The organism is Pedococcus sp. NPDC057267, assembly GCF_042668795.1.
GTDB lineage: Bacteria > Actinomycetota > Actinomycetes > Actinomycetales > Dermatophilaceae > Pedococcus.
This window is the reverse complement of the sequence record NZ_JBHUYG010000042.1, coordinates 1-25229: the sequence shown is the minus strand read 5'-3', so window position 1 is coordinate 25229 and position 25229 is coordinate 1. Positions and strand designations below refer to the sequence as shown.

Here is a 25229-nt window from a genome sequence, read left to right as displayed (position 1 = left end):
CCCAGCCAACGGGCCGTGTTCCGGGCCGGGCATCCCGCACCCTTGCGCAGAGAGAACATCGCGCCGGAATGCGGAGTCCCCTCCAGCCTCACCACGGTCGGGCTGCCACGTCGGTGCTTGGAGGCTTACCCGCTTCAACTCCTGGCGCTCCACGCCGATCGACCGACCGCGACCGAGCGGACCCAGCCGTTCCCGATCGCGGTTGACCAGTCGAGGGCGTGGTGGTCGGAGCCGGCAAGCGCGGCGCGCAGGACCCGGATGGTGTCGCCGTGAGAGATGAGGACGAGGTGCTGCGGCGCGGTCGGCAGCAGCCGGTGGAGCAGGTCGCACACCCGCTCGTGGACGTCGCGCAGGCTCTCGCCGCCGCCCCACCGCACGTCTCCGACGTCCACGCCGTCCGGGGTCGGCTCCGGACGCAGCTCGCGGGTGAGGCGCCCCTCCAAGGTCCCGAGCCCCTGTTCCCGTAGTCCCCGATCGATCCGTGTGGCGACACCGAGCCGAGCGGCCACCGTCTCGGCGGTCTCCCGTGCCCGCGTGAGGTCGCTGCTCACGAGCGCGACCGGGCCGTTGACCCGGCGGGCCAGCAGCTCGGCGGCAGACCGCGCCTGCTCCCTGCCGAGCGGGGTGAGCCCGGGCGCTGGGCTCTGACCCTGGAGTCGGCCCTGGACGTTCCACTCGGACTGGCCGTGGCGGACGAGGTGGACAACGACCTCGTCGGGGCGGCGCGAGGGGAGCACTGGCTCAGGGTAGAGGGGCCGCGCCCCGGCCCGATGACACCCGGCTATCGTGACCGCCGTGAGTGGGCTCCTGGTGTGCGGCACCAGCTCGGACGCAGGCAAGTCGCTCGTGGTCACCGGCCTGTGCCGGGCCTGGGCTCGCGCAGGGGTCGACGTGGTCCCGTTCAAGAGCCAGAACATGTCGAACAACTCGATGGTCTGCGCCGACGGCAGCGAGATCGGCCGGGCACAGTGGCTCCAGGCGCAGGCCGCGCAGGTCGAGGCCTCCAGCCTGATGAACCCGGTGCTGCTCAAGCCCGGTTCGGACCGCCGCGCGTTCGTCGTCGTCCGCGGACGACCGGCCGGCGAGCTGCAGGCCGGCGAGTACGCCACTGGCCGCCGGCACCTCGCCGAGGCTGCATACGCCGCCTTCGAGGAGCTGGCCGGGAGCCACCACCTGGTCGTCTGCGAGGGCGCCGGGTCGCCCGCCGAGGTCAACCTGCGCGCCGGCGACTACACGAACATGGGCCTCGCGCGCAGGTTCGGACTGCCCACGCTGGTCGTCGCGGACATCGACCGCGGGGGCGCACTGGCGGCCCTCGTCGGCACGTGGGAGCTGCTCGAGCCGCAGGACCGGGTGCTGATGGCGGGCTACGTCGTCAACAAGTTCCGAGGGGATGAGGACGTCCTTGCGCCGGGACTGGCCGTAGTGAGCGAGCGCACGGGTATGCCGTGGTTGGGCACGCTGCCCTGGCTGGAGGATGTGTGGCTCGACTCTGAGGACGCGCTGTCGACGGCCCGATGGGTCCCCGGTGACGGCACGACCCCATCCCTGCGGGTCGCCGTCGTTCGGTTTCCGCGCGCCTCGAACGCCACCGACGTGGACGCCCTCGCCGCCGAGCCCGGCGTCGAGGTGCGGGTCACGACGGACACCTCGGTATGCCGCGATGCCGACCTGCTGGTCCTGCCGGGGTCCCGCTCGACGGTCTCGGACCTGGCCTGGCTGCGCCAGCGGGGGCTCGCCGGCGTGGTCCTGGAGCGGGTCCGGGCGCAGCGTCCCGTCCTGGGTGTGTGCGGGGGCTACGAGATGCTCGGTACCCGGATCGTGGACACGGTCGAGTCCGGCGTGGGGGTCGTGGATGGGCTCGGGGCGCTTCCGGCCACCACCGTGTTCGGCCCCGACAAGGTCCTAGGCCGCCCGACCGGGGCGTGGCAGGGCCACGACGTCGCCGGGTACGAGATCCACCACGGCGTCGTCACCGCCGAGCCCAGTTTCCCCGGCGGGACCCGGGCGGGCAGCACCTATGGCACGATCTGGCACGGGACGCTGGAGTGCGACGGGTTCCGCCGCGCCCTGCTCACCGAGGTGGCGCACGCCACCGGGTCGCCGTGGCGCGCGGCCCCAGACGCCCGCCCGTTCGCCGCTCGCCGCGAGGCAATGGTCGACGCCCTCGCCGACGCCGTCACCGAGCACCTCGACCTCGACGCGCTCCTCGACCTCGCGAGGGCCCGATGACGGCCCGCCGCGTCCACCTCGTCGGCATCGGCGCCGGCTCTCCCGAGTACCTCACCCAGCAGGCCGTCACCGCGCTCAACGAGGTCGACGTGTTCCTGGTGGCCGACAAGGGCGAGGCCACTGACGAGCTCGTCGCCCTGCGCCGGGCCATCTGCGACCGGTTCATCGACCCCACTCACCCCTACCGCTTTGTGACCGTTCCCGACCCCGAGCGCGGGCCGGACGCGCCACGTGGCACCGCGGCGTACGAGGCGGGGGTCCGCGACTGGCACGCGGCACGGGCGAGCACCTATGCCGGCATCGTCGCCGGCCTGCCTCCGGGAGCCGTCGTCGGGTTCCTGGTCTGGGGTGACCCGGCCTTCTACGACAGCACGATCCGGGTCGTCGACGCGATCTCGCGCCTGGTCGATCTCGAGGTCACCGTCGTCCCGGGGGTCTCGGCGTTCCAGGCGCTCGCGGCGGCGCACGGGGTGGTCCTGCACGCCGTGGGCGCCCCGGTCCACGTCACGACCGGGCGCCGGCTCGTGGGCGAGTGGCGCGCGGCCCGCGCCGCCGGCCTCCACCTCGGCACGCTCGTCGTCATGCTCGACGGCCACCTCACCTGCCGCGAGCTGGCCGCCGAGGCGCCGGAGCTGGTGCTGCGCTGGGGGGCATACGTCGGACTGCCGCAGCAGGAGCTGCGTGCCGGGCCGCTGGCCGAGGTGATCGAGGAGGTCGTCGAGCTGCGCGCCCGGCTGCGTGAGCAGCACGGGTGGCTGATGGACGTCTACACGCTGTCGGCGGACTGACCCGACGGGCCGGCCAGGGTCGCCGCGCCGGTGCGCGCCACGGTGCGCCGCACGGCCAGGCCCTGGAGCACGAGCGAGGCGCCGAGGCACGCGCCGACACCCTCGCCGGAGCGCAGCCGCAGCGAAAGCAGGGGTTCGAGCCCGAGCTCGCGCAGCACGGCGGCGTGGCCCCGCTCGCGCGACACCTGGCCGGCGAGGAGGTGCGCCTGGACCGCCGGCTCGATCCGCACGGCCACGAGGGCCGGCAGGCTCGCGCAGAGGCCGTCGAGGACGACCGGGGCACCGACAGCGACGGCGCCGAGCACCACCCCCGTCAGGACCGCGACCTCGCCACCGCCGAGCCCGCCGAGAGCCGCCAGCGCCCGGTCGCCCGGGGTCCTCGCAGAGTCGAGGGTGGGCGCGACCCGGTCGAGCGCCCGGGCCACCACGTCGCGCTTGCGCTCGAGGATCGCCCGGTCCGACGCGGCGCCCAGGCCCACGGTCTCGCCCGGGTCGAGGCCGAGCAGCGCGCTGGTGAGCGCCGCCGCGACCGTGGTGTTGCCCACCCCGACCTCGCCAAGGGCCACTAGGCCGGTGGCACCCACCTCACGGCCGAGACGCTCCCCGGCGGCGACGAGCGCGCGCACGTCCTCGGCGGTGAGCCCGTCGGCGGTGACGAGGTCGCCACGGGGTCCGGTGGGCCGGACTGGGACTGCGCCCGTGACGGCCGGCCCGTCGACCCCGGCGTCGACGACCACGCTCGACAGGCCGGCGGCGGTCGCGGCGGAGGACCCCATCGAGATCCCGGCGACTGCCGCCGTGACGACGTCGCGGGTGACGTGGCCGGCGTACGCGCTCACCCCGAGCGCGGCGACGGGGTGGTCGGCGGCGACGAGGACCAGGGTGCCGCCGACCACCGGCCGGGACCCGAGCGACTCGACCCGCGAGATCGCCCGGTCGAGGACGCCCAGGGACTCCGGCGGCGAGAGCAGCTCGTCAGCGGCGTCGGTGGCACCCACGAGGCGAGCGCCAGACGGGCCTCTGAGGTGCGAGGGCGGAGGTGCGGGCTGGGCCCCGCCGTCGCTGGACGGCCACCGCTCGCGCAGCAGCACCTCGTCCAGCGGGGTACGCGAGGACCAGGCCACGCGTTCCAAGCCCGGCGCGGGCGGGCGTTCGTCGGGCCAGCCGAGGCAAAGCCACCCGAGCGTCTCGACCCCGTCAGGCAGGTGCAGCAGGTCGGCGAGGTCGGCCGGGTCGAACAAAGTCACCCAACCCATGCCAAGGCCGTGCGCCCGGGCGGTGAGCCACATGTTCTCGATCGCGCAGGCGCACGACCACAGGTCGGCGTCGGGGAAGGTGGCGCGGCCGAGCACCCCGAGGGCCGGGGTGCGCCGGTCGCAGGCCACGACGATCCCGACCGGCGCCTCGCGCAGGCCCTCGAGCTTGAGGTCGAGCAGCCGGTTGGCCCGGTCCGAGGTGAGGTGCTCGGCTTGCGCGAGCCGGGCCCGGTCGGCCAGGTGCGCCGCGCGGTCCCGGGTTTGCGCCGAGCGCACGACGACGAACCGCCACGGCTGGCTGTGGCCGACGCTGGGGCCGCTGTGGCCGGCCGCGACGACGGTCCGCACGAGGTCGTCCGGCACGGCATCCGGCCGGAACCGCCGGATGTCGCGCCGCCCGGCAACCACCTGCGCGAGGGCGTCGGTGACGGCTCGGCCCATGGCCCAGCCGGTCGGGTCCTCGCGGCGTTCGCGCGCGCTCGAGGTGTCCCCGATCAGCGGCACCGGCCGGGCGAAGCGGGAGGAGTCGTCCGAGGTGCTCACTCCTCGAGGTCGCCCTCGACGTCGAGGTAGACCTGCTGCATCGCCGCCAGCAGCTCGGGGTCGGGCTGCTCCCACAGGCCGCGCTCGGCCGCCTCTGACAGCTTCTCGACGATGCCGTGCAGCGCCCACGGGTTGGCGCGCCGCATGAAGTCCTGATTCGTCTTGTCCAGGACGTACTCGCGTGCCAGCGACTCGTACATCCAGTCGGGGACGACCCCGGCGGTGGCGTCGAAGCCGAACAGGTAGTCGACGGTGGCGGCCAGCTCGAAAGCGCCCTTGTAGCCGTGCCGCTGCATCGCGCCGATCCAGCGGGGGTTGACGACTCGGGCCCGGAAGATGCGGTTCGTCTCCTCCTGCAGGGTTCGGGTTCGAACGGCGTCCGGCGAGGTGGAGTCGCCGACGTAGGCGCGCGGCTCGGTGCCGGTGAGCGCGCTCACCGTTGCCACCATGCCGCCGTGGTACTGGAAGTAGTCGTCGGAATCGAGGATGTCCGACTCGCGGTTGTCGACGTTTTTCGCCGCCACCTGGATGCGCCGGTAGTTCCGCTCCATGTCGTCGCGGGCAGGGACGCCGTCCAGGTTGCGGCCGTAGGCGAACCCCCCCCACTGGGTGTAGACCTCGGCGAGGTCGGCCCCGTCGCGCCAGGTGCCGGACTCGACCGCCTGCAGGATGCCGGCGCCGTACGCCCCGGGCTTGGAGCCGAAGATCCTGGTGCGCGAACGCCGTTCGTCACCGTGACTGGCGAGATCGGCACGCGCGTGCTTGCGGATGAAGTTCTGCTCATCCGGCTCGTCCAGGGCGGCGACGAGCTCAAAGGCGTCGTCGAGCAAGGCGATGACGTGGGGAAACGCGTCCCGGAAGAAGCCCGAGATCCGGACGGTCACGTCGATTCGCGGGCGCCCCAGCTCCTGCAGCGACAAGGTCTCCAGGCCGGTGACGCGCCGCGACTGGGCGTCCCATACGGGCAGCACGCCGAGCAGCGCGAGTACCTCGCCCACGTCGTCACCTGACGTCCGCATCGCCGAAGTTCCCCAGACCGACAGGCCCACCGACTCGGGGTGGGCGCCCGTCTCCTCGCGGTAGCGCTCGACAAGCGAGTCGGCCATCGCCGTGCCCGTCTGGAAGGCGAGTCGCGAGGGTATCGCCTTGGGATCGACCGAGTAGAAGTTGCGGCCGGTTGGGAGCACGTTGACCAGCCCGCGCAGTGGCGAGCCGGAGGGACCCGCGGGGACGTACCCGCCGTCGAGGGCGTGCAGCACCGTCGACATCTCACGGGTGGTCGCCGCCAGCCGGGGCACCACCTCCTCGCAGGCGAACCGCAGGGAAGCCACCACACCCGCGCGGTCGACCTGCGACCCGGACGGGTTGGGCGCGCCCGTCGGGTCTGGCAACACGTCGGCCACCGCCCCCTTGACCGCATCGGCCGACCACCCGGCGGCCGCCACCCGGACCACGAGCTCTCGGGCCAACGCCTCCACCTCGTCGGTGCGCGCCGTCGAGGACTCCTCGGCGAGCCCCAAGGCCGTGCGCAGGCCGGGGACAGCGGCGTCGCGGCCGCCGAACACCTGACCGGCCCGCAGGATCGCAAGAACGAGGTTGACCAGGGCTTCCCCCTGCGGCGCCTGGCCCAGGACGTGCAGTCCGTCCCGGATCTGCACGTCCTTGATGGCGCAGAGGTGGTAGTCGATCTGCCCCACCAGGTCGTCGAACCGGTCCTCGTCCGGCCGGTCCGTGAGGCCAAGGTCCTGGTCCATCCGCGCGGCGGTCAGGAGAGTCCAGATCTCGCCCTGAAGGGCAGGCGCCTTGGCGGGGTCCATCGCCGAGACGTTGCCGTACTCGTCGAGGAGCTGCTCCAGCCTCGCGACGTCGCCGTAGGTCTCCGCACGCGCCATCGGGGGCACGAGGTGGTCGACGATCGTCGCGTGCGCGCGTCGCTTGGCCTGGCTGCCCTCACCAGGGTCGTTGACCAGGAAGGGGTAGATGAGCGGCAGCGAGCCCAGGGCTGCGTCGCTGCCGCACGAGGGCGAGAGCGCGAGGTTCTTCCCGGGAAGCCACTCGAGGTTGCCGTGCTTGCCGACGTGCACGACAGCGTGCGCGCCGAACTCCTCCTCGATCCAGCGGTACGTCGCGACGTAGTGGTGGGACGGAGGTAGGTCGGGGTCGTGGTAAATGGCGATCGGGTTCTCGCCGAAGCCACGCGGGGGCTGCACGAGCACCACGACGTTTCCGGACACCATTGCGGCGCAGGCGATCTCGGGCTCTGCAGCGCTGTCATCGACGTAGAGGCTCCCGGGGGCCTCGCCCCAGTGTGCGATCATCGCGGCGCGCAGGTCGTGGGGGAGCTGCTCGAACCATCCGGCATACGTCGAAGCGGGAATCCGCACGTGGAAGCCCTCGACCTGCTCCTGCGTGAGCCAGTCGGGATCCTGGCCCCCGGCGGCAATGAGCGCGTGGATGAAGGCGTTGCCGGCAGTGGTGTCGGGGGCCTCGCCCTCGACCGGTTCCACGGCGTGCAGCCCGGGGATCGCACCGGGTGTGCCGAGGTCGTACCCGGCGTCCGCCATGGCGCGCAGCAGCCGCACGGTGGAGACGGGTGTGTCCAGCCCCACGGCATTGCCGATGCGCGCATGCTTGGTCGGGTAGGCCGACAGGACCACCGCAACCCGGCGATGCGCCGTGGGAACGTGTCTCAGCCGCCCGTGGTTGACTGCGATCTTTGCGACCCTCGCGCAGCGTTCCGGGTCCGCGACATAGCGCGGGAGCCCGTCGCCGTCGATCTCCTTGAAGGAGAAGGCGACCGTGATGATCCGCCCGTCGAACTCCGGCACGGCGACCTGGGTTGCGACGTCGAGTGGTGACATCCCCTCGGGCGACTCCGCCCACTCGGAGCGGCTCCAGGTCAGGCACAGCCCTTGAAGGATCGGGATGTCGAGTGCGGCGAGCGCCTGCACGTCCCATGCATCGTCCTCGCCACCCGCCTGTGCCTGGGCCGGGCGGGTGCCGCCGGCAGCCAGGACCGTGGTGACGAGGGCGTCGAGGGTGCCCAGGCGCTCGAGCAGGTCCGAGGGCGCGTCACGCAGCGACGCCGCGAAGACCGGGACCCCGACTCCGCCGGCCGCGTCGATCGCGTCGCACAGGGCGTGCGCGTAGGCCGTGTTGCCCGCCGCCTGCTGGGCCCGGTAGAACAGCACGCCGACGCGCGGTCGCACCGCGCCCTGAACGCCCAGCTCGACGCTCACGGCGGGCGGTGTCGCCGGGTCGACCTCGGGCCGGTCGAGCACTCCCCAGACGGGTAGCTCAGCCGGAGGCTCGAAGCCCTGGCCGGTCATGAGCAGGGTGTCGGAAAGGAAGGCGTGCAGGTGGCGAAGGTTGTCCGGGCCGCCTTGGGCGAGGTAGCGGTGGGCCTCGTGCACGACCCCAGCGGGGACGTGGCGCGACAGCTCCATCAGCGCCGCGTTGGGTGCCTGCTCGCCCCCGAGCACGACAAGGGGGACTCCGGTCTCGGCGATCCCGCGGAAGCCGGAGCACAGGTCCTGCGGGCCCCCCAGGATTCGGGCCACGACGACGTCGGCACGCGCCAGCTGGTCGGTGAGGTCGACGTGCTGTGGCCGCGATGGGTTTGCGAGGAGGAAGTCGGCGCCGCTCGCGCGGGCGCTGAGCAGGTCGGTGTCGGAGGTGGACAGCAGGGCGATGCGGGGCACCTGTGCTCCTTGGCCGGGGTCCGCGCCCCGGGCGTCTCACGCGGGCCGTCCCGGGGTACCCCGGGCGGCAGCTCACGTCGCGTTCCTGGCTTCCCCGACCGGTCGTGGCAGTCGTCGGGGTCACAGTGGCGGGACCGCCCCGGACTTGCACCGGGTTCCACTCCGTGTACCGGGCGTCAGCATAGCCACCCCGCCCGCGCCGGACGGCGACGCATACCCTTGGTCCCGTGATCACCCGAACCGGCGTCGACCGCTGCCCAGGGGTCCTGTCGGCGTTCGCATCCGGAGACGGCGCCCTGGTGCGCCTGCGAGTGCCAGGCGGGCGCATCGCCTCGGCGACGCTGTCGTCGGTGATGGACCTCGCCGTGCGGCACGGCGCGCCGGTGGTCCAGCTGACCTCGCGCGGCAACCTACAGCTGCGTGCCCTACCCGAGGTGGTGCCGGACGAGCTGGTCGAAGCGGTGTCTGCGCTGGGACTGCTGCCATCGCCAACCCACGAACGCGCCCGGACGATCCTCGCGGACCCGGTGGGGCAGGACGTCGCCCGCACCGTCCACGAGCTCGACGCGGCCATCTGCGCCGACCCGGCGCTGGCCGACCTGCCCGGTCGGTTCCTCTGGGCGGTCGCCGGGCCACCCGCGGCGGGGGGCGTCCCGCGCCCGGGCAGCATCCTCGCCGAACAGTGGGACCTCGCTGTGCAGCCCCTCGACGCAGACCGCGCTCTGGTCCTCGTCGGCTCGCGAGCGCTCAGGGTCGCTCGCGACCTGGCCGTGCCCACCGCCGTCGCGCGTGCCCGCACCTTCCTCGAGACCCGGGCCGGGGACACCACCTGGAACGTTCGCGACGTCCCGGGCGACTCCGCGGTGTTCGCCGGCACCGTGCCCTGGGTTGCGCCGACAGTGCCGCCGCTGCGGCCCGGGCCCCTCGGGCGAGACCTCGTCGTCGCGGTCCCGCTCGGCATGCTGCGCCCCGAGCACACGGCCGCCCTGACGCAGGCGGCTGACGAGTTGGTGCTCACCCCGTGGCGGTCCGTTGTGGTGCGCGACGGGGCCTCGTGCGCCGGGCAGCTCGCTGCCGCCGGCTTGGTCACTCAGCCCGGCTCGGCGTGGGCCAGGGTCTCGGCGTGCGTCGGTGCGCCCGCCTGCCGGCGCACAGCGATCCCGACGCTCGAGCTCGCGGCGGCCGCGGCGGCCCAACTGCCGCCCGACGGACCGGTCGTCCACGTCGTCGGCTGCGATCGCCGTTGCGGTGAACCGGCCTGCGACCACGTGGGCCTGGTCGCGCCGCAGGACCTCTCCGCCGTACTGGCGGCTGCGGGGGGTATCGGTGCCTGAGCTTCTCCCCGACCGGCCGCCGAGCCGGCGTTACCACTACCTCACTGACGGCCAGGAGATATACCGCCGCTCGTTCGCGATGATCCGCAGCGAGGTCACGGGCATGCTCGGCCGCGACGGGATACCGGCCTGGTCGGGTCACGAGCTCACCGTGGCGACCCGGATCGCGCACGCGGCAGGCGACGTCGACGTACTGCGCCACCTCGCGCTACACCCGGAGGTCGTGGCGTCCGCCCACGCGGCGCTCCTGCACGGCGCGCCCGTCGTCACCGACTCGCTCATGCTCGCCTCGGGGATCACCAGGCGCCGACTACCCGCCGACAATGCCGTCGTGTGCACGCTGCGCGACGAGCGGGTACCGGCGCTGGCCGAGAGGTGGTCGACGACCCGCGCGGCCGCGGCAGTCTCGCTCTGGAGGCCGCACCTCGAGGGCGCCGTGGTCGCCATCGGCAACGCACCGACCGCGCTGTACCACCTGCTCGAAATGTTGCACGACGGCGGCCCGCGGCCGGCGGCGATCATCGGTCTGCCCGTCGGCTTCGTCGGGTCGGCCGAGTCCAAGGACGCGCTCGCCGCCCACCGACTCGCCGACGGTTCGGTCGTGCCCTGGCTCGTCGTCCACGGACGGCGCGGCGGTTCGGCCATGGCGGCCGCCGCCGTCAACGCCGTCGCCACTCCGGACGAACTGGCATGAGCGCCGAGCACCCGGCTGCGGAAACCGCGCGCCGACCCGCTCCGGACGACGCCCGACCCGGCCACCTCTACGGCGTCGGCGTCGGCCCCGGCGACCCCGGGCTCATCACCTTGCGGACCGCTCGGCTGGTGGCCACGGCCGACGTCGTGGCGTACCACCGCGCCGCCCACCGCCCTTCGACCGCGCGCAGGATCGCCGCCGCCCACATCCGGGTGGACACCATCGAGGAGCCACTGGTCTACCCAGTGACCACGGGCACGACCGACCACCCCGGCGGCTACTACGGCGCCCTGGCCGAGTTCTACACCGAGTGCGAGCAGCGCTTCCGTGACCACCTGACGGCCGGGCGCAGCGTCGTCTGCCTGGCCGAGGGCGACCCGCTGTTCTACGGCTCGTTCATGTACGTCCACGACGCCCTGCGTGACGAGTTCCCGACCACCGTCGTCCCCGGGATCACCGCGATGGCGGCCGCGAGCGCCGCGGTCGGCACAGGCCTGAGCCGGCACGAGGACGTCGTCACGGTGCTGCCCGGGACCCTGCCGCTCCCCGAGCTCGCGCGCCGGCTGGCCGACACCGACGCCGCCGTGGTGATGAAGCTGGGCCGGACCTTCGCGACGGTACGCGAGGCGCTGCGCCAGGCCGGGTTGCTCGAGCGCGCCGTCTACGTCGAAAATGCCAGCCGCCCGGGCCAGCGGGTCCTTCCGGTGGCCGAGGTGGACCCAGGCACGGTGCCCTACATGGCGATCATCGTGGTGCCGGGCGTGGACGTACGGGCCGACGCCGCGGGACGGGCAGGCGCAAACCACGTGCCGCTTCAGGGGTCCAGGGTCACGTCCGCGCCGCAGCAGCCGGAGTCGGCGAAGCGGGGCATCGTGCACGTCGTCGGGCTGGGTCCGGGGCCGGGCCGGTGGCTCAGCCCCGAGGCGAACGCCGTCCTCGCGGAGGTCGACGACGTCGTCGGATACGCGCCCTACGTTGCCCGGGTTCCTCAGCGAGAGGGGCTCACCCGGCATGTCAGCGGGAACACGGTCGAGGTCGACCGCGGCCGGCTGGCCCTCGACCTCGCCCGGGCCGGCCGTCGGGTGGGGGTCGTCTCCGGCGGCGACGCTGGGGTCTTCGGCATGGCGGCCGCCGTTTTTGAGGCAGCGGAGGACGCCGGTGAGGCCTACGCCGACGTGCCGGTGAACGTCGTCCCCGGCATCACGGCCGCGCACGCGGCGGCCGCCCTGGCCGGGGCCGTGCTGGGCGCCGACCACGCGCTCATCTCGCTGTCGGACCGGCTCAAGCCGTGGTCGGTGGTCGCCGACCGGCTGCGTGCCTGCGCCCGCGCCGACCTGGCGATGGCGTTGTACAACCCGCGCTCGGCGAGCCGCCCGCACCAGCTGCACGACGCCCGCGCGGCTCTGCTGGAGGAGCTCGGGCCTGACCGCGTCGTCGTCGTCGCCCGGCACGTGGGCCGGGCCGAGCAGGGATTGTGGGTCGGCACGCTGGGCTCGTTCGACCCTGAGCGGGTGGACATGGGGTGCCTGGTCATGGTCGGCGCCGCGGGCACAAGGGTGACGCGTGCTGGTCGGGTCTGGACGCCGCGGTTCGTCGGGAACGCCGCCGCGCCCCGTGTCCCGCGCGCTCCGTCGGGCTGCTAGGTTCCTGCCCGCCCCCTGACGGCGAGGAGAACCCGGTGAGAACCCGGGGCGGTCGCGCCACTGTGACCAGCACCAGTGCTGGAAGTCAGACCTCCCGTCGTCAGCAGCCCCAACGATCGGGACGCGAGATCCCGCAGGAGGTTCCGTGACGACCCGCCCCGCCCCGACGGATCACACCACCCGCAGCTGGCACCGGCTTCTCACGACCTGGAGCCGGGCCGACCGCCGCGCGGCCGCCTCCCTCCTCGGGGTCGTGCTGCTGCTGCACGTCGTCGCCTTCGGGCTGCTGCTGTTCGTCGTCGAGCCGGCCCGCCACCGCATCGGCAGCACCGTCTTCGGGGTCGGCCTCGGCCTCACGGCCTACACCTACGGGCTCCGGCACGCTTTCGACGCCGACCACATCGCGGCGATCGACAACACCACGCGCAAGCTGCGCGGCGATGGCCGCCGCCCGCAGTCCGTCGGCTTCTGGTTCGCGATGGGCCACACCGCGACCGTCGCCTTCCTGGCTGCTCTGGTCGCCGCCGGAGCCCGCGCGGTCACTGCACTGACCAACCACGACAACCCGGTGGGCCACATCCTCGGGATGGTCGGCACGAGCGTCTCGGGCGGCTTCTTGTATCTCATTGCCGCGCTCAACCTCGTCGCACTGGTCGGCATCCTCCGGGTCTTCCGCGCGATGCGGCACGGCGAGCTCGACGAGCCCGCGCTGGAGCACCACCTTGCCACCCGCGGGCTGCTGGCGCGCCTTCTGGGCCGGCTCAACGCCACCATCACCAAGCCGCGGCAGATGTTCCTCGTCGGTCTGCTGTTCGGGCTCGGTTTCGACACCGCGACCGAGGTGGCGCTGCTCGTCCTCGCCGGCACGGGGGCCGCCTCCGGGCTGCCGTGGTACGCGGTCATCGTCCTGCCCCTGCTGTTCGCCGCTGGGATGTGTCTGCTCGATACGCTCGACGGGCTGTTCATGAGCGTTGCGTACGACTGGGCCTTTCTGGATCCAGTGCGCAAGGTGTTCTACAACCTCACCATCACGGGGCTGTCGGTCGCCGTGGCGTTCGTCATTGGGACCATCGAGCTGGTCGGAGTCCTGCACGACAGCGCGGGCTGGGTCAATCCTTGGACCGACTGGGTCAGCGGCCTGAGCCTGGGCAACGTGGGGTTCGTCGTCGTCGGGTTGTTCGCGCTCACCTGGTCGGTGGCCGTGGCGTACTGGCACCTGGCGAAAGTCGGGGAACGCTGGCTGCCCGACACCTCCCAGCAGACCGGGTGAGGCCGACCGGCCGCTGCGGGGCTGCCTGTCAGCCCGACGTGGGGCGGCATCGCGCAGAGTAGAGGTGGGACTCGACGAACCCCTGGGCGTCCAGCGCCCAGCCCACGATGACGACCGCGGCTTGGCGCAGCCCGGCGGCCTGCACCTGGTCGGCGATGTCGGCCAGCGTCCCTCGGAGAACCAGTTCGCCCGGCAGGCTCACCTGTGAGCCCACGACGACGGGGCAGTCGCGGCCGTAGTGGACCGCCAGCTCAGCCGCCAGGCGGCGGGTGTGTCGGATTGCCAGGTGCAGGACCAAGGTCGCACCGGTGGCGGCGAAACGGGCCAACTCCTCCCCGGGTGGCATGTGGGTGGAGTCGCGCTGAGCCCGCGTCAGCACCACGCTCTGGGCGACCCCGGGAACGGTGAGCTCGCGCCCCACGAGCGCCGCCGCGGCGGCATACGCGGATACTCCCGGCGTAACGTCCCACGGGATGCCGGCCCGGTCGAGTCGACGGGCCTGCTCGGCGACGGCCGAGTAGACCGAGGGGTCCCCGGAGCAGAGCCGGGCGACGTCCATGCCTGCGCGGGTCGCGCGCACCAGGACCTCGGTGATCTGGTCGAGGTCGAGGTGCTGGCTGTCAACCAGCTGGGCACCCTCGGGCGCGTGCGACAGGACCTCCCGGTCCAGGTAGGTGCCTGCGTAGACGCACACTGGGCTCTGCGCGATCAGGCGCACCGCCCTCAGCGTCAGCAGGTCCCCGGCGCCGGGCCCGGCACCGATGAAGTGGACGGTCACGGGGCCTCCTTGCAGGCGCTCCACTGGACGATGGGGCGGGCCGGCCGCCACCCGGTGAGCCGTCCGAGCGGCTCGGCGTGCTCGACGGCGAGCCGGGTCAGGTCGCCGCCGTGCTGGCGCCACGCGGCGACGAGCACCTGCTCGCCCTCGAGGGTGACCGCGTGCGCGACGAGCCGACCACCGGGGACGAGGCGCACCCACGCCGCGGCCAATAGCTCGAGCGTCAGCCCGCCCCCGATGAAGACGGCGTCGGGGCCGGGACGGTCCACGCTGACGGCCTCAAGCACGTCAGCCTCGAGTACCTCGACCCGGTCCGGGACGCCGAGCCTGGACGCGTTGGAGCGGATGCGTCCGGCACGGTCGGGCCTGCGCTCCACCGCCAAGGTGGTCGCCCCCGCCGCCGCACGGGCCCACTCGAGGCCGACCGTGCCGGTCCCGGCGCCGAGGTCCCACAGGACGCCGCCGCGGTGCGGGCGCAGGTGGGCCAGCGCGCTGGCGCGGGCGTCGCGCTTCGTGAGCTGGCCGTCGCTGTCGTACGCCGCCTCGGGCAGGCCGGGGGCAGTCCCGAGCGCGGCGCGGCGCCGGGCCTGGACCGCCTCGACCTCGACGCACACCACGACGAGGTCCGGTGTGGGATTCTCGCCCCACCGGTATGCGGGCGCTCGTCGCGACCCCTCCGCCACCCCACCGAGGTGCCACCAGGCGGTCAGCGCGGACTCCCCGCAACCCTCCCCGACGAGGAGGGCTGCCACCCGGGCCGGGGTCAAGCCGTCGGAGCAGAGCACGACAAGACGAGCGCCGGGGTCCAGGTGTGCGCGCAGCTGCTCGACGCTACGCCCTACGACGGTGAGGACCTCGCACTCTTCGGCAGACCAGCCCATCCGCGCCCGGGCGAGCGTGTCGGACGACAGCCAGGGATGGATCCGAACGTGGTCGGCGCCAAGCATCCGGACCAAGGTGCTGCCGATACCCGACCGCAAGGGGTCGCCGCTGGCGAGCGCGACGACCCCGCCGCGCGATTCGCCGGCCGGGGTCCGCCCCGAGGCGGGCGGCACGGGATACGTCGCCGTCAGGCCCAGCTCGGCGAGGAGTACGGGCAGGCCCTTGACTAGGGGAGAGGGCCAGGTGTGGCGCTGCTGGCCGGGGACGTTCGGGACGAGGTCAAGGTGGCGACGACCCCCCACAAGGACCCGGGCCGACCGGATGAGGGTGCGGCTGCGTGCGGGCAGTTCCTCCAGGCCCCCGTCGCCGAGGCCCACCACGTCGATCACGTCGAACACGGGCGTCACTGTAGAACGGTCTCCTCCGCCACCGGGACCCGCCCATGGGGGGTGCTGGTGGTGCCAGAACCGTCTGCCACAATGGCGGCGGTCCCCGCGAGGAATACCGGTGAGAGTCCGGAGCGGTCCCGCCACTGTGATCCCCCGAGGGGAGAGCCAGGACGTCGCGAGGGTCCCCCGACGGGTCGATGCCCGCCGGGTCCCCGTGAGGCGAGCGCGGTCTCTCGCCGGAAGGAGCTCGACTCGGCGTGACCCAGTTTCCGTTCTCCGCGATCGTCGGGGCCGACGACCTCGCCCTTGCCCTCGTCCTCACCACCGTCTCGCCCGAGGTCGGCGGTGTCCTGGTTCGCGGCGAGAAGGGCACCGCGAAGTCGACCATGGTGCGCGGGCTGGCCGAGGTGCTCCCGGCGCAGGAGGTCGTCGCCGGCTGCCGGTTCGGCTGTGCCCCCCACGACCCCGACCCCACCTGCCCGGACGGGCCACACCCGCACGACGCCGAGGCCACGAGCCGCCCGGCGCGGCTGGTCGAGCTGCCGGTCGGTGCGACCGAGGACCGCGTGACCGGCTCGCTCGACCTCGGCCGCGCCCTCGGCGCCGGCGAGACCGCCTTCGAGCCTGGACTGCTCGCCCAGGCCAACCGCGGCCTGCTCTACGTCGACGAGGTCAACCTGCTGCACGACCACCTCGTCGACCTGCTGCTCGACGCCGCAGCCATGGGGCGCAACAGCGTCGAGCGCGACGGCGTCTCGGTGTCGCACGCGGCCCGGGTCGTCCTCGTCGGCACGATGAACCCCGAGGAGGGCGAGCTGCGCCCGCAGCTGCTCGACCGGTTCGGCCTCACCGTCGACGTGGCGGCGCCGCGCGACCCCGCCGAGCGGATGGAGATCGTGCGCCGCCGGCTCGCCTTCGACACCGACCCGGCCGGGTTCTCGACGACGTATGCCGGGGAGCAGGAGCGGCTCCGCGAGCGGGTCGCCGCGGCACGCACGCGCCTCGCCGACGTGCGGCTGTCCGACTGGGCGCTGACCAAGATCGCCACGGTCTGCGCCGGCTTTGAGGTCGACGGCATGCGGGCCGACCTCGTCATCGCACGGGCGGCGGTCGCACACGCCGCGTGGGCCGGGCGCGCGGAGGTCCGCCGCGAGGACATCCGGGTGGCGGCCCGGCTCGCCCTGCCGCACCGGCGCCGCCGCCAGCCGTTCGACACCCCGGGTCTCGACGAGGACCAGCTCGACCGGCTGCTCGGCGACGACGACCTGCCCGAGCCCCCGCCCGAGCGCGCGCGGCCGGACGGCCCCGACGACCGGCACGACGACGACACCGACGCGGGCACCGACACGGGCACCGGCGACGGCGACGGCGACGGCATACCGGCGGGTCCCCGGACCGAGGGCCCGGGACAGGAGGGGCAGGCGCGCGACCGCGGCGACACCCCTGCGGACCGTCCCGAGGGCGCGGGGAACGAGGAGGCCGACGGCGACGACGCACCGGACCCGGCGAGCGGGCAGGGGGCGCCCGAGTCGGCCACGGCCGTCGCGGCCGCAGGCGAGGCCTACCGCGTGCGCGCGCTGCAGGTCCGCGGGATCGGTCGCGGCAGCGCCGGCCGCCGCAGCCGGGCGCTGACGACGTGGGGCCAGACCGTGGGCTCGACCCGCCGGGGCAGCTCGCGGGTCCATCTGCCGGCCACGCTGCTCGCCGCGGCGCCGCACCAGGCCCGGCGCGGTCGGACCGGGCGGGTCATCGTCACGCCGGCCGACCTGCGCCGCGCGGTGACCGAGGGGCGGGAGTCCAACCTCGTGCTGTTCGTCGTCGACGCCTCCGGCTCGATGGGCGCGCGGCAGCGGATGGGCGAGGTCAAGACGGCGGTGCTCAGCCTGCTCACCGATGCGTACCAGCGACGCGACCGGGTGGGGGTGGTCACTTTCCGCGGCGTGGGCGCGGCGCTCGCGCTGCCGCCCACGCACTCGGTCGAGGCGGCGGCCGCGTGCCTCGCCGACCTGCCCCACGGCGGTCGCACACCGCTCGCCCAGGGGCTGCTCACAGCTGTGCGGACGCTCGAGCTCGAGCGGATCCGCGACCCCCAGCGTCGTCCGCTCGTCGTGTTCGTCACCGACGGCCGCGCCACCAGCGGGACCGACGCACTGGCCCGGGCCCGCCAGGTCGCCGACCGCTGGGGCGGGGCCGGGCTGGAGACGGTGGTCGTCGACTGCGAGACCGGCCGGTTCCGGCTCGGCCTGGCCGGCGAGCTCGCGACCCGCATGGGGGCCGAGCACCTGCCGCTGGGGCAGGTGGCGGCGCAGGGCCTGGTCGACGTCGTCCGAGAGCGGAGGGCCGCCTGATGGCCAAGGGACAGGTTCCCGTCACTGCCGAGGACGGGCTCACCACGAGGCAGCGGCGGACCAGCCCGCTCGTCGTCGTCCACAGCGGCGCCGGCAAGGGCAAGTCGACCGCCGCCTTCGGCCTGGCCCTGCGCGGCTGGAACCAGGGCTGGTCGATCGGGGTGTTCCAGTTCGTGAAGTCGGCCAAGTGGCGGATCGGCGAGCAGGCCGCCCTCACGGCCCTCGACGACGTGCACCGGACGACCGGCCAGGGCGGCCCGATCGAGTGGCACAAGATGGGCTCGGGCTGGTCCTGGTCGCGCAAGGAGGGCACCGAGGAGGACCACGCGGCGGCGGCCCGGGAGGGCTGGGCCGAGATCAAGCGCCGGCTCGCCGCGCAGGAGCACACCCTCTACGTCCTCGACGAGTTCACCTACGTGGTGAAGTGGGGCTGGGTCGACGTCGAGGACGTCGTCGAGACGCTGCGCACCCGCCCCGGGTACCAGCACGTCGTCATCACCGGCCGCGACCCCGACCCGCGGCTGCTCGAGATCGCCGACGTCGCCACCGAGATGACCAAGATCGCCCACCCCTTCGACAAGGGACAGAAGGGCCAGAAGGGCATCGAGTGGTGACCCGGCCGTGGTGACCCTGCCACGCCTCGTCGTCGCGGCCCCGGCCTCCGGGCAGGGCAAGACCACCGTCGCCGTCGGGTTGATGGCCGCCCTCGTCGAGCGCGGGCTCGCCGTGGCCCCGGCCAAGGTCGGCCCCGACTACATCGACCCCGGCTACCACGCGCTGGCCACCGGGCGGCCGGGCCGCAACCTCGACCCCTGGCTGACCTCGCCCGACCTCGTGGCGCCGCTGCTCGTCCACGGTGCGCGGACCCCGGCCGCCGCCGACGTGGCCGTGATCGAGGGGGTCATGGGGCTGTTCGACGGGCGCATCGGCGCCGACGGGTTCGCCTCGACGGCGCACGTCGCCCGGCTGACCGCCTCGCCGGTCCTCGTCGTCGTCGACATCTCCTCCGCCTCCCGCACGGTCGCGGCACTGGTCGAGGGGCTGCGGGCGTTCGATCCCGACGTCCAGGTGGCCGGCATCGTCCTCAACAAGGCCGGGTCCGCCCGGCACGCCGATGAGGTCCGGGGTGCGCTGGAGGCGCGTGGACTGCCCGTCCTCGGCGTCCTGCCCCGCGACGCGGGGGTGAGCGCACCCTCGCGCCACCTGGGGCTGGTCCCCGCGGCGGAACGCCCGGAGGCCGCGGCCACGCTCGCCCGGCTCGCCGAGCAGACCGCCCGCCACGTCGACGTCGACGCCGTCCTCGAGCTGGCCAGGTCGGCGCCGGACCTCGACGTCGAGCCGTGGTCGCCCGACGTCGTCCGGGCCGGGACCACCACCGGGTCGGCGAATGCGTGGCCCGCGCCGGTCGTGGCGGTCGCGGGCGGGCGGGCGTTCACGTTCCGGTATGCCGAGACCGAGGAGCTGCTGCGGGCGGCCGGCTGCAAGCCGGTCGTCTTCGACCCGGCCCACGACACCGAGCTGCCCGCCGGGACGAGCGGGATCTACCTCGGCGGCGGGTTCCCCGAGGCCCACGCCGCTGCCCTCAGCACCAACCAGCGGCTGCTGCACGCGGTCGGCGAGGCCGTGCGGGCCGGGACACCCACCGTGGCCGAGTGCGCCGGGCTGCTCTACCTCGCCCGGTCGCTCGACGAGCACGCCATGGTCGGCGCCGTGCCCGCCACCGCCGCGATGCACCCCCGGCTTACCCTGCGGTATGCCGTGGCGACGCTGCCGACCGACTCGGTCCTGGGCCCGGCCGGGACCACCGTGCACGCCCACGAGTTCCACCGCACCCGCACCGACCCGACCGGCCTCGGCGCCGGCGCGTGGTCGGTCGAGGGAGCTCCCGACGGCTTCGCGCTCGACCCCGCGGGGACGGGACGGCCCACGCTGCACGCGTCATACCTCCACACCCACTGGGCCGGGAACCCTTCGCTGGCAACCCATTTCGCCCAGGCCGTGCACTCCCACGCCGACTCGGCCGGTCGCACCGACCGCGGTCTCGGGGCGCACGGCGGCCCGCTGACCGAGGTCGCGGGCGGCACCGCCGGTCAGGTCCGCACCCCCTCCCGCGTCACCGAGCTGGCCGAGGCACCCCGGCCCGACCCGCTGCTGCACCACGGCGACGCCGAGGTCCGCGACGACGGGGCGGACTTGGTCGACCTGGCCGTGAACGTCCGGCTCCCGCGCCCCCCGGGGTGGCTGCTGGACCGGATCCGGGAGGCCTCGACCCGGCTCGCGGCCTACCCGGACACGCGCGCCGCCCGCGCGGCCCTCGCCGAGCACCATGGCGTGGGGCCCGAGTGCGTGCTGCCCACCAACGGCGCCGCGGAGGCGTTCACGCTCGTCGCGACGGCGCTCCAGGGGCGGCACCCCCTCGTCGTGCACCCACAGTTCACCGAGCCGGAGGCCGCGCTGCGGCGGGCCGGCAGGGTGCCCGACCGGCACGTGCTGCGGGCCGACACCGGCTTCGTCCTCGACCCGGGGACGGTCGACCCCCGCGCCGACCTCGTCCTGGTCGGCAACCCCTGCAACCCCACGGGCGTGCTCACGCCCGGCGCGGTGCTGCGCGAGCTGCACCGGCCCGGGCGCACCCTCGTCGTCGACGAGGCCTTCCTCGACGCCGTGCCCGGCCAGCCGGGCTCGCTCGTCGGCCCCGAGCTCGCCGACACCCTCGTCGTGCGCTCGCTCACCAAGACATGGGGGCTGGCCGGGCTGCGTGCCGGCTATGTCGTCGGCGACCCTCGCCTCGTGGCCGCGCTCGAACGCCGGCAGACGGCCTGGTCCGTCTCGTCGCTGGCCGCGGAGGTCATGGTCGCGACCGCCTCGTCGGGCGCGCGCGACGAGGCGGCCGACCTGGCCCGGGTGGCGGCAGCCGACCGCGCCCACCTCGTGCGGGGGCTCGAGGGGCTGGGCCTGCGCCCCGTGCGGGGGGTGGCGCCGTTCGTCCTCGTCGAGACGGGCGTCGGCGTCCGGGAGGCGTTGCGGGACAAGGGGTTCGCCGTCCGCCGGGGCGACACGTTCCCGGGCCTGTCCGCGGCGTGGGTGCGGATCGCGGTCCGCGAGCGCGGTGTGACGGAGACCTTCCTCCAGGCCCTGGCCGGCGTCCTGCGCACCGTGCGCCGCTCCACCACGACCACCCCCGAAGGACTGTCCGCATGAGGATCGACCTGCCGCTGCGCGACCGACGGTGCCTGGTGCGCTCACCGGGACCGCGCGTCGCCGAGCTGGTCCACGCGCTCGCCGACGGGGGCGCCCTGGTGGACGTCGAGACCCCGACCGTGCCCTCGCCCGTCCTGGACGACCTCGCTTCGCGCCGGATCGTGCGACTGGTCACGGACGTGGACCACACGGCATACGCGCTCGTCGTCACCGACCCGCACGCGGAGGCGCCCGCGGCACCCGCGCCCGAGCCCGCGGGCACCGGCAGCGTCGTCCTCGTCGGCGGCGGTCCCGGCGACCCGGGCCTGCTCACCCTCGCCGGCCTGCGCGCGCTGGAGTCCGCCGACGTCGTCGTCACCGACCGGCTGGCCCCGATCGGCCTGCTCGACGCGCTCGAGCCGCGACCCGAGGTGATCCACGTTGGCAAGATCCCGCGTGGCGAGTTCACCCCGCAGGAGCGGATCAACGAGGTGCTCGTCGAGCAGGCGCGACGTGGGCGGACCGTGGTGCGGCTCAAGGGCGGCGACGGCTTCGTCTTCGGCCGTGGTGGCGAGGAGTGGAACGCGTGCGTGCGGGCGGGGGTCCCCGTCAGCGTCGTCCCCGGCGTGACGTCCTCGGTCGCCGCGCCGGCCCTGGCCGGGGTGCCCGTGACGCACCGCAACCTCACCCAGGGGTATGCCGTCGTCAGCGGCCACGTCGGCCCCGACGACCCCCGCAGCACGGTGAACTGGGCCGCCCTGGCGACCAGCGGGCTGACCATCGTGGTCCTCATGGGCGTCGCGGCGCTCGAACCCATCACCACTGCCCTCGTCGGCCACGGGCTCGACCCGGACACCCCGGCGGCGGCCGTGTCCGACGCCGGGCTGCCGGGGCAGCGGGTCGTCCGCGGCACCGTGGCCACCCTGGCCCGCGCGGTCGCCGCCGCCGACCTGCGCGCACCCGCGGTCACCGTCATCGGGCCCACCGTCGACGCCCTGCTCGACCCGGGGGCCGGGGGGTGACCGCGGCCGACCCGCTGCCGTCGTCCGGCCCCGCCCCTCTCACCGGGCTGCGGCTGGCCGTCGGCACGCTGACCCAGGTGCCGGTGGGCGCCCTGCCCGCCATCGACCGGCGGGCGGCCGGCTGGGCCATGGCCCTGGCGCCGGTCGCCGCCCTCCCCGTCGCGGTGGTGGCCGGCGCGACGGCATACGTCGCGCAGGCGCTGCACCTGCCCGCCCTCGTCGTCGGCGCCCTGGTCTGCGCCGCCCTCGGCTGGGCCACCCGCGCCATGCACTGGGACGGCGTGGCCGACACCGCCGACGGGCTCGCCGCGGGCTGGAGCCGGGAGCGCGCGCTGGAGGTGATGCGCCGCGGCGACACCGGACCGGTCGGCGCCGCGGTCCTGTGCCTGCTGCTGCTCGCCGACGCCGCGACCATCGGCGCGGTGGCCGTGGCGGGCACCGGCTGGCTGCTCGTCGGTGCGGCGGTCCTCGTGTCCCGTACCGCCTGCACCCTCGCGGCACGCCGCGGCCTGCCGGCGGCGCGCCCCGACGGGCTCGGGGTCGTCGTGGCCGGCTCGGTGCCGGCACCGGTGGTCGGCCTCGTCGTCGTGGCGGCGACCCTCGCGTGCGTGGGAGCGGCCGGCCTCGCCGGCGGGCACTGGTGGCAGGGGGCGCTCGCCGTCCTCCTCGCCATGGCCGCCGTCGAGGCGCTGCTGCGCCGCTGCCGCGCGGTGCTCGGCGGGGTCACCGGCGATGTCATCGGCGCCGCGGTGGAGCTCTTCCTCTTCGTCGTCCTGCTCGTCCTCGCCTCCGGGGGCGCGGCGTGAGGCGGCTGGTGCTGGGCGGCATGCGCTCGGGCAAGTCGGCCCGCGCCGAGTCGTTGCTGCGCGCGCAGGCCGGGGTCACCTACGTCGCCTGCGGCCCGGCCCGCGACGACGCCGACTGGGCCGAGCGCGTCGCGGCGCACCGGGAGAGGCGACCCACCACGTGGACGACCTGCGAGTCCACCGACCTGCCGGCGGTGCTCGCCGATCTACCCGGTCCGGCCCTCGTCGACTGCGTCGGCACGTGGCTGACTTCCCACCTCGACGCCCTGGCCGTGTGGGAGGCCCCGCGTCGCGACTGGGAGCCCGCGGTCGAGCGCCTCGTCGACGAGCTCACCACGGCGGTGGCCGGCTTCCCGCACGAGCTGGTCGTCGTGAGCAACGAGGTCGGGCTGACCCTCGTCCCGCCGCACCGCTCGGGCCGGATCTTCGCCGACTGGCTGGGCCTGGCCAACCAGCGGCTGGCCGCAGCCTGCGACGCCGTCGACCTCGTCGTGGCCGGCCAGGTGCTCGCGGTGAAGGCGCCGTGAGCCGCGACCGCGTCGCGCTGGGGATCGCGCTGGGGTATGCCGCCGACCGCCTCCTCGGCGACCCCCGCCGCGGCCACCCGGTCGCCGGTTTCGGCCGGGTCGCCGCCGGTCTCGAGCAGCGGATCTGGGGTTCGTCGCGGTCCCGCGGCACGGCATACGAGGTGGTCCTGGTGGGCGGCGCCGTGGGGGCCGGGCTGCTCCTCGACCGGCTGCCGGCCGCGACGCGGGTGCCGGTCGTGGCGGCGGTGACGTGGGTGGTGCTCGGCGGGCGCTCCCTGACCAAGGAAGCGCAGTCCATGTCCGGCCTCCTGGTGGCCGAGGACCTCGACGGCGCACGGCTGCGCGTGCGCAACCTCGTCGGCCGTGACCCGTCTGCGCTGGACGCCGACGAGCTGGCCCGGGCCACGGTGGAGTCGGTGGCCGAGAACGGCGCCGACGCCGTGGTGGCGCCGCTGTTCTGGGGGGCCGTCGCCGGCCTGCCCGGCCTGGTCGGCTACCGCGCTATCAACACCCTCGACGCCATGGTCGGGCACCGGACGCCGCGCCACGAGCGGTTCGGCTGGGCGGCGGCGCGGGTCGACGACGCTGCCAACTGGCTGCCCGCGCGGCTCACCGTCCTCGCCACCGCGGCCGCCACCGGCTCGGTCGACGGGGCACGCAGCGTGCTGGCCACCGTCCGGCGCGACGCCGGCAGGCACCCCAGCCCCAACGCCGGGCCGGTGGAGGCGGCGTTCGCGGCCGCGCTGGGTCGCTCGCTCGGGGGCAGCAACAGCTACGCCGGGGTGGTCGAGGACCGCGGGCGGCTGGGCGACGGGCCACCGGTCACGGTGGCGGACATCGCACCGGCCTCTCGGCTGCAGACCCGCATCGGCCTGCTCTCGCTCGGCGCGCTCCTCGGCGCCCGGGCGGTCAGCCGCGCGGCGCTGCGGCGCCGACGCCGAGCGCGCCCAGGACGTCCTCGACCGTCGTCACGGCGATGAGGCCGGCCGGTGGCTCCGGGCGGGCGAGGAGCACGACCGGTATGCCGAGCCGGGCCGCGGCGTCGAGCTTGGCCGCGGTGTAGCCGCCGCCGGAGTCCTTGGTGACAAGCACGTCGACCCGGTGCCGGGCCATCAGCTCCAGCTCGCCGTCGAGGGCGTAGGGCCCCCGGTCCTCGACCACGGTCCAGCCCTCCGGGACGTCACCGTCGAGCGGCTCGACGACCCGGACCAGCACCTCGCGGTCGGCCCACGACGCGAACGCCGGCAGCGTCTGCCGGCCGCTGGAGACGAACGGGCGCCGGCCGAGCCCGCCGGCCACCTGGCGCACCTCCGCCAGCGACGCGCACCAGCGCCAGTCGGTGGTGTCGGCGCGCCCGCCCCAGCCGGGCCGCGCGAGCCGCACGAGCGGGACATCGGCCGCCGACGCCGCCGCGACGGCGTGCTCGGTCATGGTCGTCGCGAACGGGTGGGTCGCGTCGACGAGGTGCGTGACGCCCTGGTCGCGGACGTGGTCGGCCAGCCCGGCGGCACCGCCGAAGCCCCCGATCCGCACCTGGCCCTCCGGCAGCCGCGGACGCGAGACGCGGCCCGCCAGCGAGGACGTGACCGGGATGCCGAGGCCGACCAGACGGGCCGCGAGGTCGCGTGCCTCCGCCGTCCCACCAAGTAGCAATACGCGCACGAGCCCAATCATGGCAGTTGCACAGCACAATCGACGTCCGGGGCCAGACCCTCTCGAACACCCTCATCACGCCGCGACGGGTCAAGTCCTCGGGAGTGGTGTACGACGGGTGATCCTTCGTCGTTGTAGTTCAGGCGGTGATCGCCTGGATGGTGGTCAGTTCGTTGCTCACCT

The 25229-nt window shown here is 74.6% G+C and carries 19 protein-coding genes and 3 riboswitches; of the genes, 13 read left to right on the top strand and 6 right to left on the bottom strand.

Annotation, left to right across the window (positions count from 1 at the left end; all coding sequences use genetic code 11):
- Positions 1-134: 134 nt before the first annotated feature.
- Complete coding sequence (locus ACFUC1_RS10870) at positions 135-737, bottom strand: histidine phosphatase family protein (RefSeq protein WP_379119540.1); 603 nt, start codon at positions 735-737, stop codon at positions 135-137.
- A gap of 58 nt (positions 738-795) precedes the next feature.
- Between ACFUC1_RS10870 and ACFUC1_RS10865 the strand changes: the two genes are divergently transcribed.
- Together ACFUC1_RS10865 and cobF are read left to right on the top strand one after the other, a co-directional pair.
- Entirely contained in the window at positions 796-2232 is a 1437-nt protein-coding gene (locus ACFUC1_RS10865; protein WP_379119538.1) for a cobyric acid synthase, read from the top strand.
- The gene (gene cobF, locus ACFUC1_RS10860) at positions 2229-3020 is read left to right on the top strand and encodes a precorrin-6A synthase (deacetylating) (RefSeq protein WP_379119536.1); all 792 of its coding nucleotides are present in this window, start codon (positions 2229-2231) and stop codon (positions 3018-3020) included. Before ACFUC1_RS10865 ends, cobF begins: the two co-directional genes overlap by 4 nt.
- Here the strand turns inward: cobF and bluB are convergent.
- Both bluB and cobN read right to left on the bottom strand, forming a co-directional pair.
- Positions 2999-4819, bottom strand: coding sequence for a 5,6-dimethylbenzimidazole synthase (gene bluB, locus ACFUC1_RS10855; protein WP_379119534.1), 1821 nt, complete (start codon positions 4817-4819; stop codon positions 2999-3001). The genes cobF and bluB overlap by 22 nt on opposite strands.
- Entirely contained in the window at positions 4816-8520 is a 3705-nt protein-coding gene (gene cobN / locus ACFUC1_RS10850; RefSeq protein WP_379119531.1) for a cobaltochelatase subunit CobN, read from the bottom strand. Before cobN ends, bluB begins: the two co-directional genes overlap by 4 nt.
- Positions 8521-8601: 81 nt before the next feature.
- Positions 8602-8679: riboswitch (cobalamin riboswitch) on the bottom strand.
- A gap of 68 nt (positions 8680-8747) precedes the next feature.
- Between cobN and ACFUC1_RS10845 the strand changes: the two genes are divergently transcribed.
- The 4 genes from ACFUC1_RS10845 (at position 8748) to ACFUC1_RS10830 (ending at position 13461) form a co-directional block, all read left to right on the top strand.
- Entirely contained in the window at positions 8748-9854 is a 1107-nt protein-coding gene (locus ACFUC1_RS10845) for a cobalamin biosynthesis protein CobG (RefSeq protein WP_379119530.1), read from the top strand.
- Positions 9847-10548 carry a precorrin-8X methylmutase gene (locus tag ACFUC1_RS10840; RefSeq protein WP_379119528.1) on the top strand — a complete coding sequence of 234 codons (702 nt, stop codon included), beginning with the start codon at positions 9847-9849 and terminating at the stop codon, positions 10546-10548. Before ACFUC1_RS10845 ends, ACFUC1_RS10840 begins: the two co-directional genes overlap by 8 nt.
- Positions 10545-12191 (top strand): precorrin-2 C(20)-methyltransferase, encoded by a 1647-nt coding sequence (locus tag ACFUC1_RS10835; protein WP_379119526.1) that lies wholly within the window; start codon positions 10545-10547, stop codon positions 12189-12191. The genes ACFUC1_RS10840 and ACFUC1_RS10835 overlap by 4 nt, the downstream gene beginning before the upstream one ends.
- Before the next feature lie 15 nt (positions 12192-12206).
- Positions 12207-12295: riboswitch (adenosylcobalamin (AdoCbl) riboswitch) on the top strand.
- 41 nt (positions 12296-12336) lie between these two features.
- Complete coding sequence (locus tag ACFUC1_RS10830) at positions 12337-13461, top strand: HoxN/HupN/NixA family nickel/cobalt transporter (protein WP_379119524.1); 1125 nt, start codon at positions 12337-12339, stop codon at positions 13459-13461.
- A gap of 28 nt (positions 13462-13489) precedes the next feature.
- Here ACFUC1_RS10830 and cobM read toward each other — a convergent pair whose 3' ends face one another.
- A complete protein-coding gene (gene cobM, locus ACFUC1_RS10825; RefSeq protein WP_379119522.1) occupies positions 13490-14239 on the bottom strand; it encodes a precorrin-4 C(11)-methyltransferase in 750 nt (249 codons plus the stop codon).
- A complete protein-coding gene (cbiT, locus tag ACFUC1_RS10820) occupies positions 14236-15519 on the bottom strand; it encodes a precorrin-6Y C5,15-methyltransferase (decarboxylating) subunit CbiT (RefSeq protein WP_379119520.1) in 1284 nt (427 codons plus the stop codon). The genes cobM and cbiT overlap by 4 nt, the downstream gene beginning before the upstream one ends.
- 100 nt (positions 15520-15619) lie before the next feature.
- Positions 15620-15682, top strand: a riboswitch (cobalamin riboswitch).
- An 85-nt stretch (positions 15683-15767) separates the two neighbouring features.
- Between cbiT and ACFUC1_RS10815 the strand changes: the two genes are divergently transcribed.
- From ACFUC1_RS10815 to cbiB, 7 genes are read left to right on the top strand one after another with little or no spacing between them, the layout of a single operon-like run.
- Positions 15768-17858, top strand: a complete 2091-nt coding sequence (locus tag ACFUC1_RS10815) for a putative cobaltochelatase (RefSeq protein WP_379119518.1) — start codon at positions 15768-15770, stop codon at positions 17856-17858.
- Positions 17858-18472: a cob(I)yrinic acid a,c-diamide adenosyltransferase gene (gene cobO / locus ACFUC1_RS10810; protein ID WP_379119516.1), complete on the top strand. Its 615-nt coding sequence runs from the start codon at positions 17858-17860 to the stop codon at positions 18470-18472. The genes ACFUC1_RS10815 and cobO overlap by 1 nt, the downstream gene beginning before the upstream one ends.
- Before the next feature lie 7 nt (positions 18473-18479).
- Entirely contained in the window at positions 18480-21059 is a 2580-nt protein-coding gene (locus ACFUC1_RS10805) for a cobyrinate a,c-diamide synthase (RefSeq protein WP_379119514.1), read from the top strand.
- Positions 21056-22060 (top strand): uroporphyrinogen-III C-methyltransferase, encoded by a 1005-nt coding sequence (cobA, locus tag ACFUC1_RS10800; protein WP_379119512.1) that lies wholly within the window; start codon positions 21056-21058, stop codon positions 22058-22060. The genes ACFUC1_RS10805 and cobA overlap by 4 nt, the downstream gene beginning before the upstream one ends.
- Positions 22057-22866, top strand: a complete 810-nt coding sequence (locus ACFUC1_RS10795; RefSeq protein ID WP_379119510.1) for an adenosylcobinamide-GDP ribazoletransferase — start codon at positions 22057-22059, stop codon at positions 22864-22866. The genes cobA and ACFUC1_RS10795 overlap by 4 nt, the downstream gene beginning before the upstream one ends.
- The gene (locus tag ACFUC1_RS10790; protein WP_379119508.1) at positions 22863-23393 is read left to right on the top strand and encodes a bifunctional adenosylcobinamide kinase/adenosylcobinamide-phosphate guanylyltransferase; all 531 of its coding nucleotides are present in this window, start codon (positions 22863-22865) and stop codon (positions 23391-23393) included. The genes ACFUC1_RS10795 and ACFUC1_RS10790 overlap by 4 nt, the downstream gene beginning before the upstream one ends.
- Complete coding sequence (cbiB, locus tag ACFUC1_RS10785) at positions 23390-24373, top strand: adenosylcobinamide-phosphate synthase CbiB (RefSeq protein ID WP_379119506.1); 984 nt, start codon at positions 23390-23392, stop codon at positions 24371-24373. The genes ACFUC1_RS10790 and cbiB overlap by 4 nt, the downstream gene beginning before the upstream one ends.
- Here the strand turns inward: cbiB and ACFUC1_RS10780 are convergent.
- The gene (locus ACFUC1_RS10780) at positions 24303-25055 is read right to left on the bottom strand and encodes a cobalt-precorrin-6A reductase (protein WP_379119503.1); all 753 of its coding nucleotides are present in this window, start codon (positions 25053-25055) and stop codon (positions 24303-24305) included. The genes cbiB and ACFUC1_RS10780 overlap by 71 nt on opposite strands.
- Positions 25056-25229 lie beyond the last annotated feature (174 nt).

Excerpts from the sequence above, each read along its gene's own strand:
- cobF (WP_379119536.1), top strand. The coding sequence starts at position 2,229 with ATGACGGCCCGCCGCGTCCACCTCGTCGGCATCGGCGCCGGCTCTCCC.
- ACFUC1_RS10835 (WP_379119526.1), top strand. The coding sequence starts at position 10,545 with ATGAGCGCCGAGCACCCGGCTGCGGAAACCGCGCGCCGACCCGCTCCG.
- cobO (WP_379119516.1), top strand. The coding sequence starts at position 17,858 with ATGGCCAAGGGACAGGTTCCCGTCACTGCCGAGGACGGGCTCACCACG.
- cobA (WP_379119512.1), top strand. The coding sequence starts at position 21,056 with ATGAGGATCGACCTGCCGCTGCGCGACCGACGGTGCCTGGTGCGCTCA.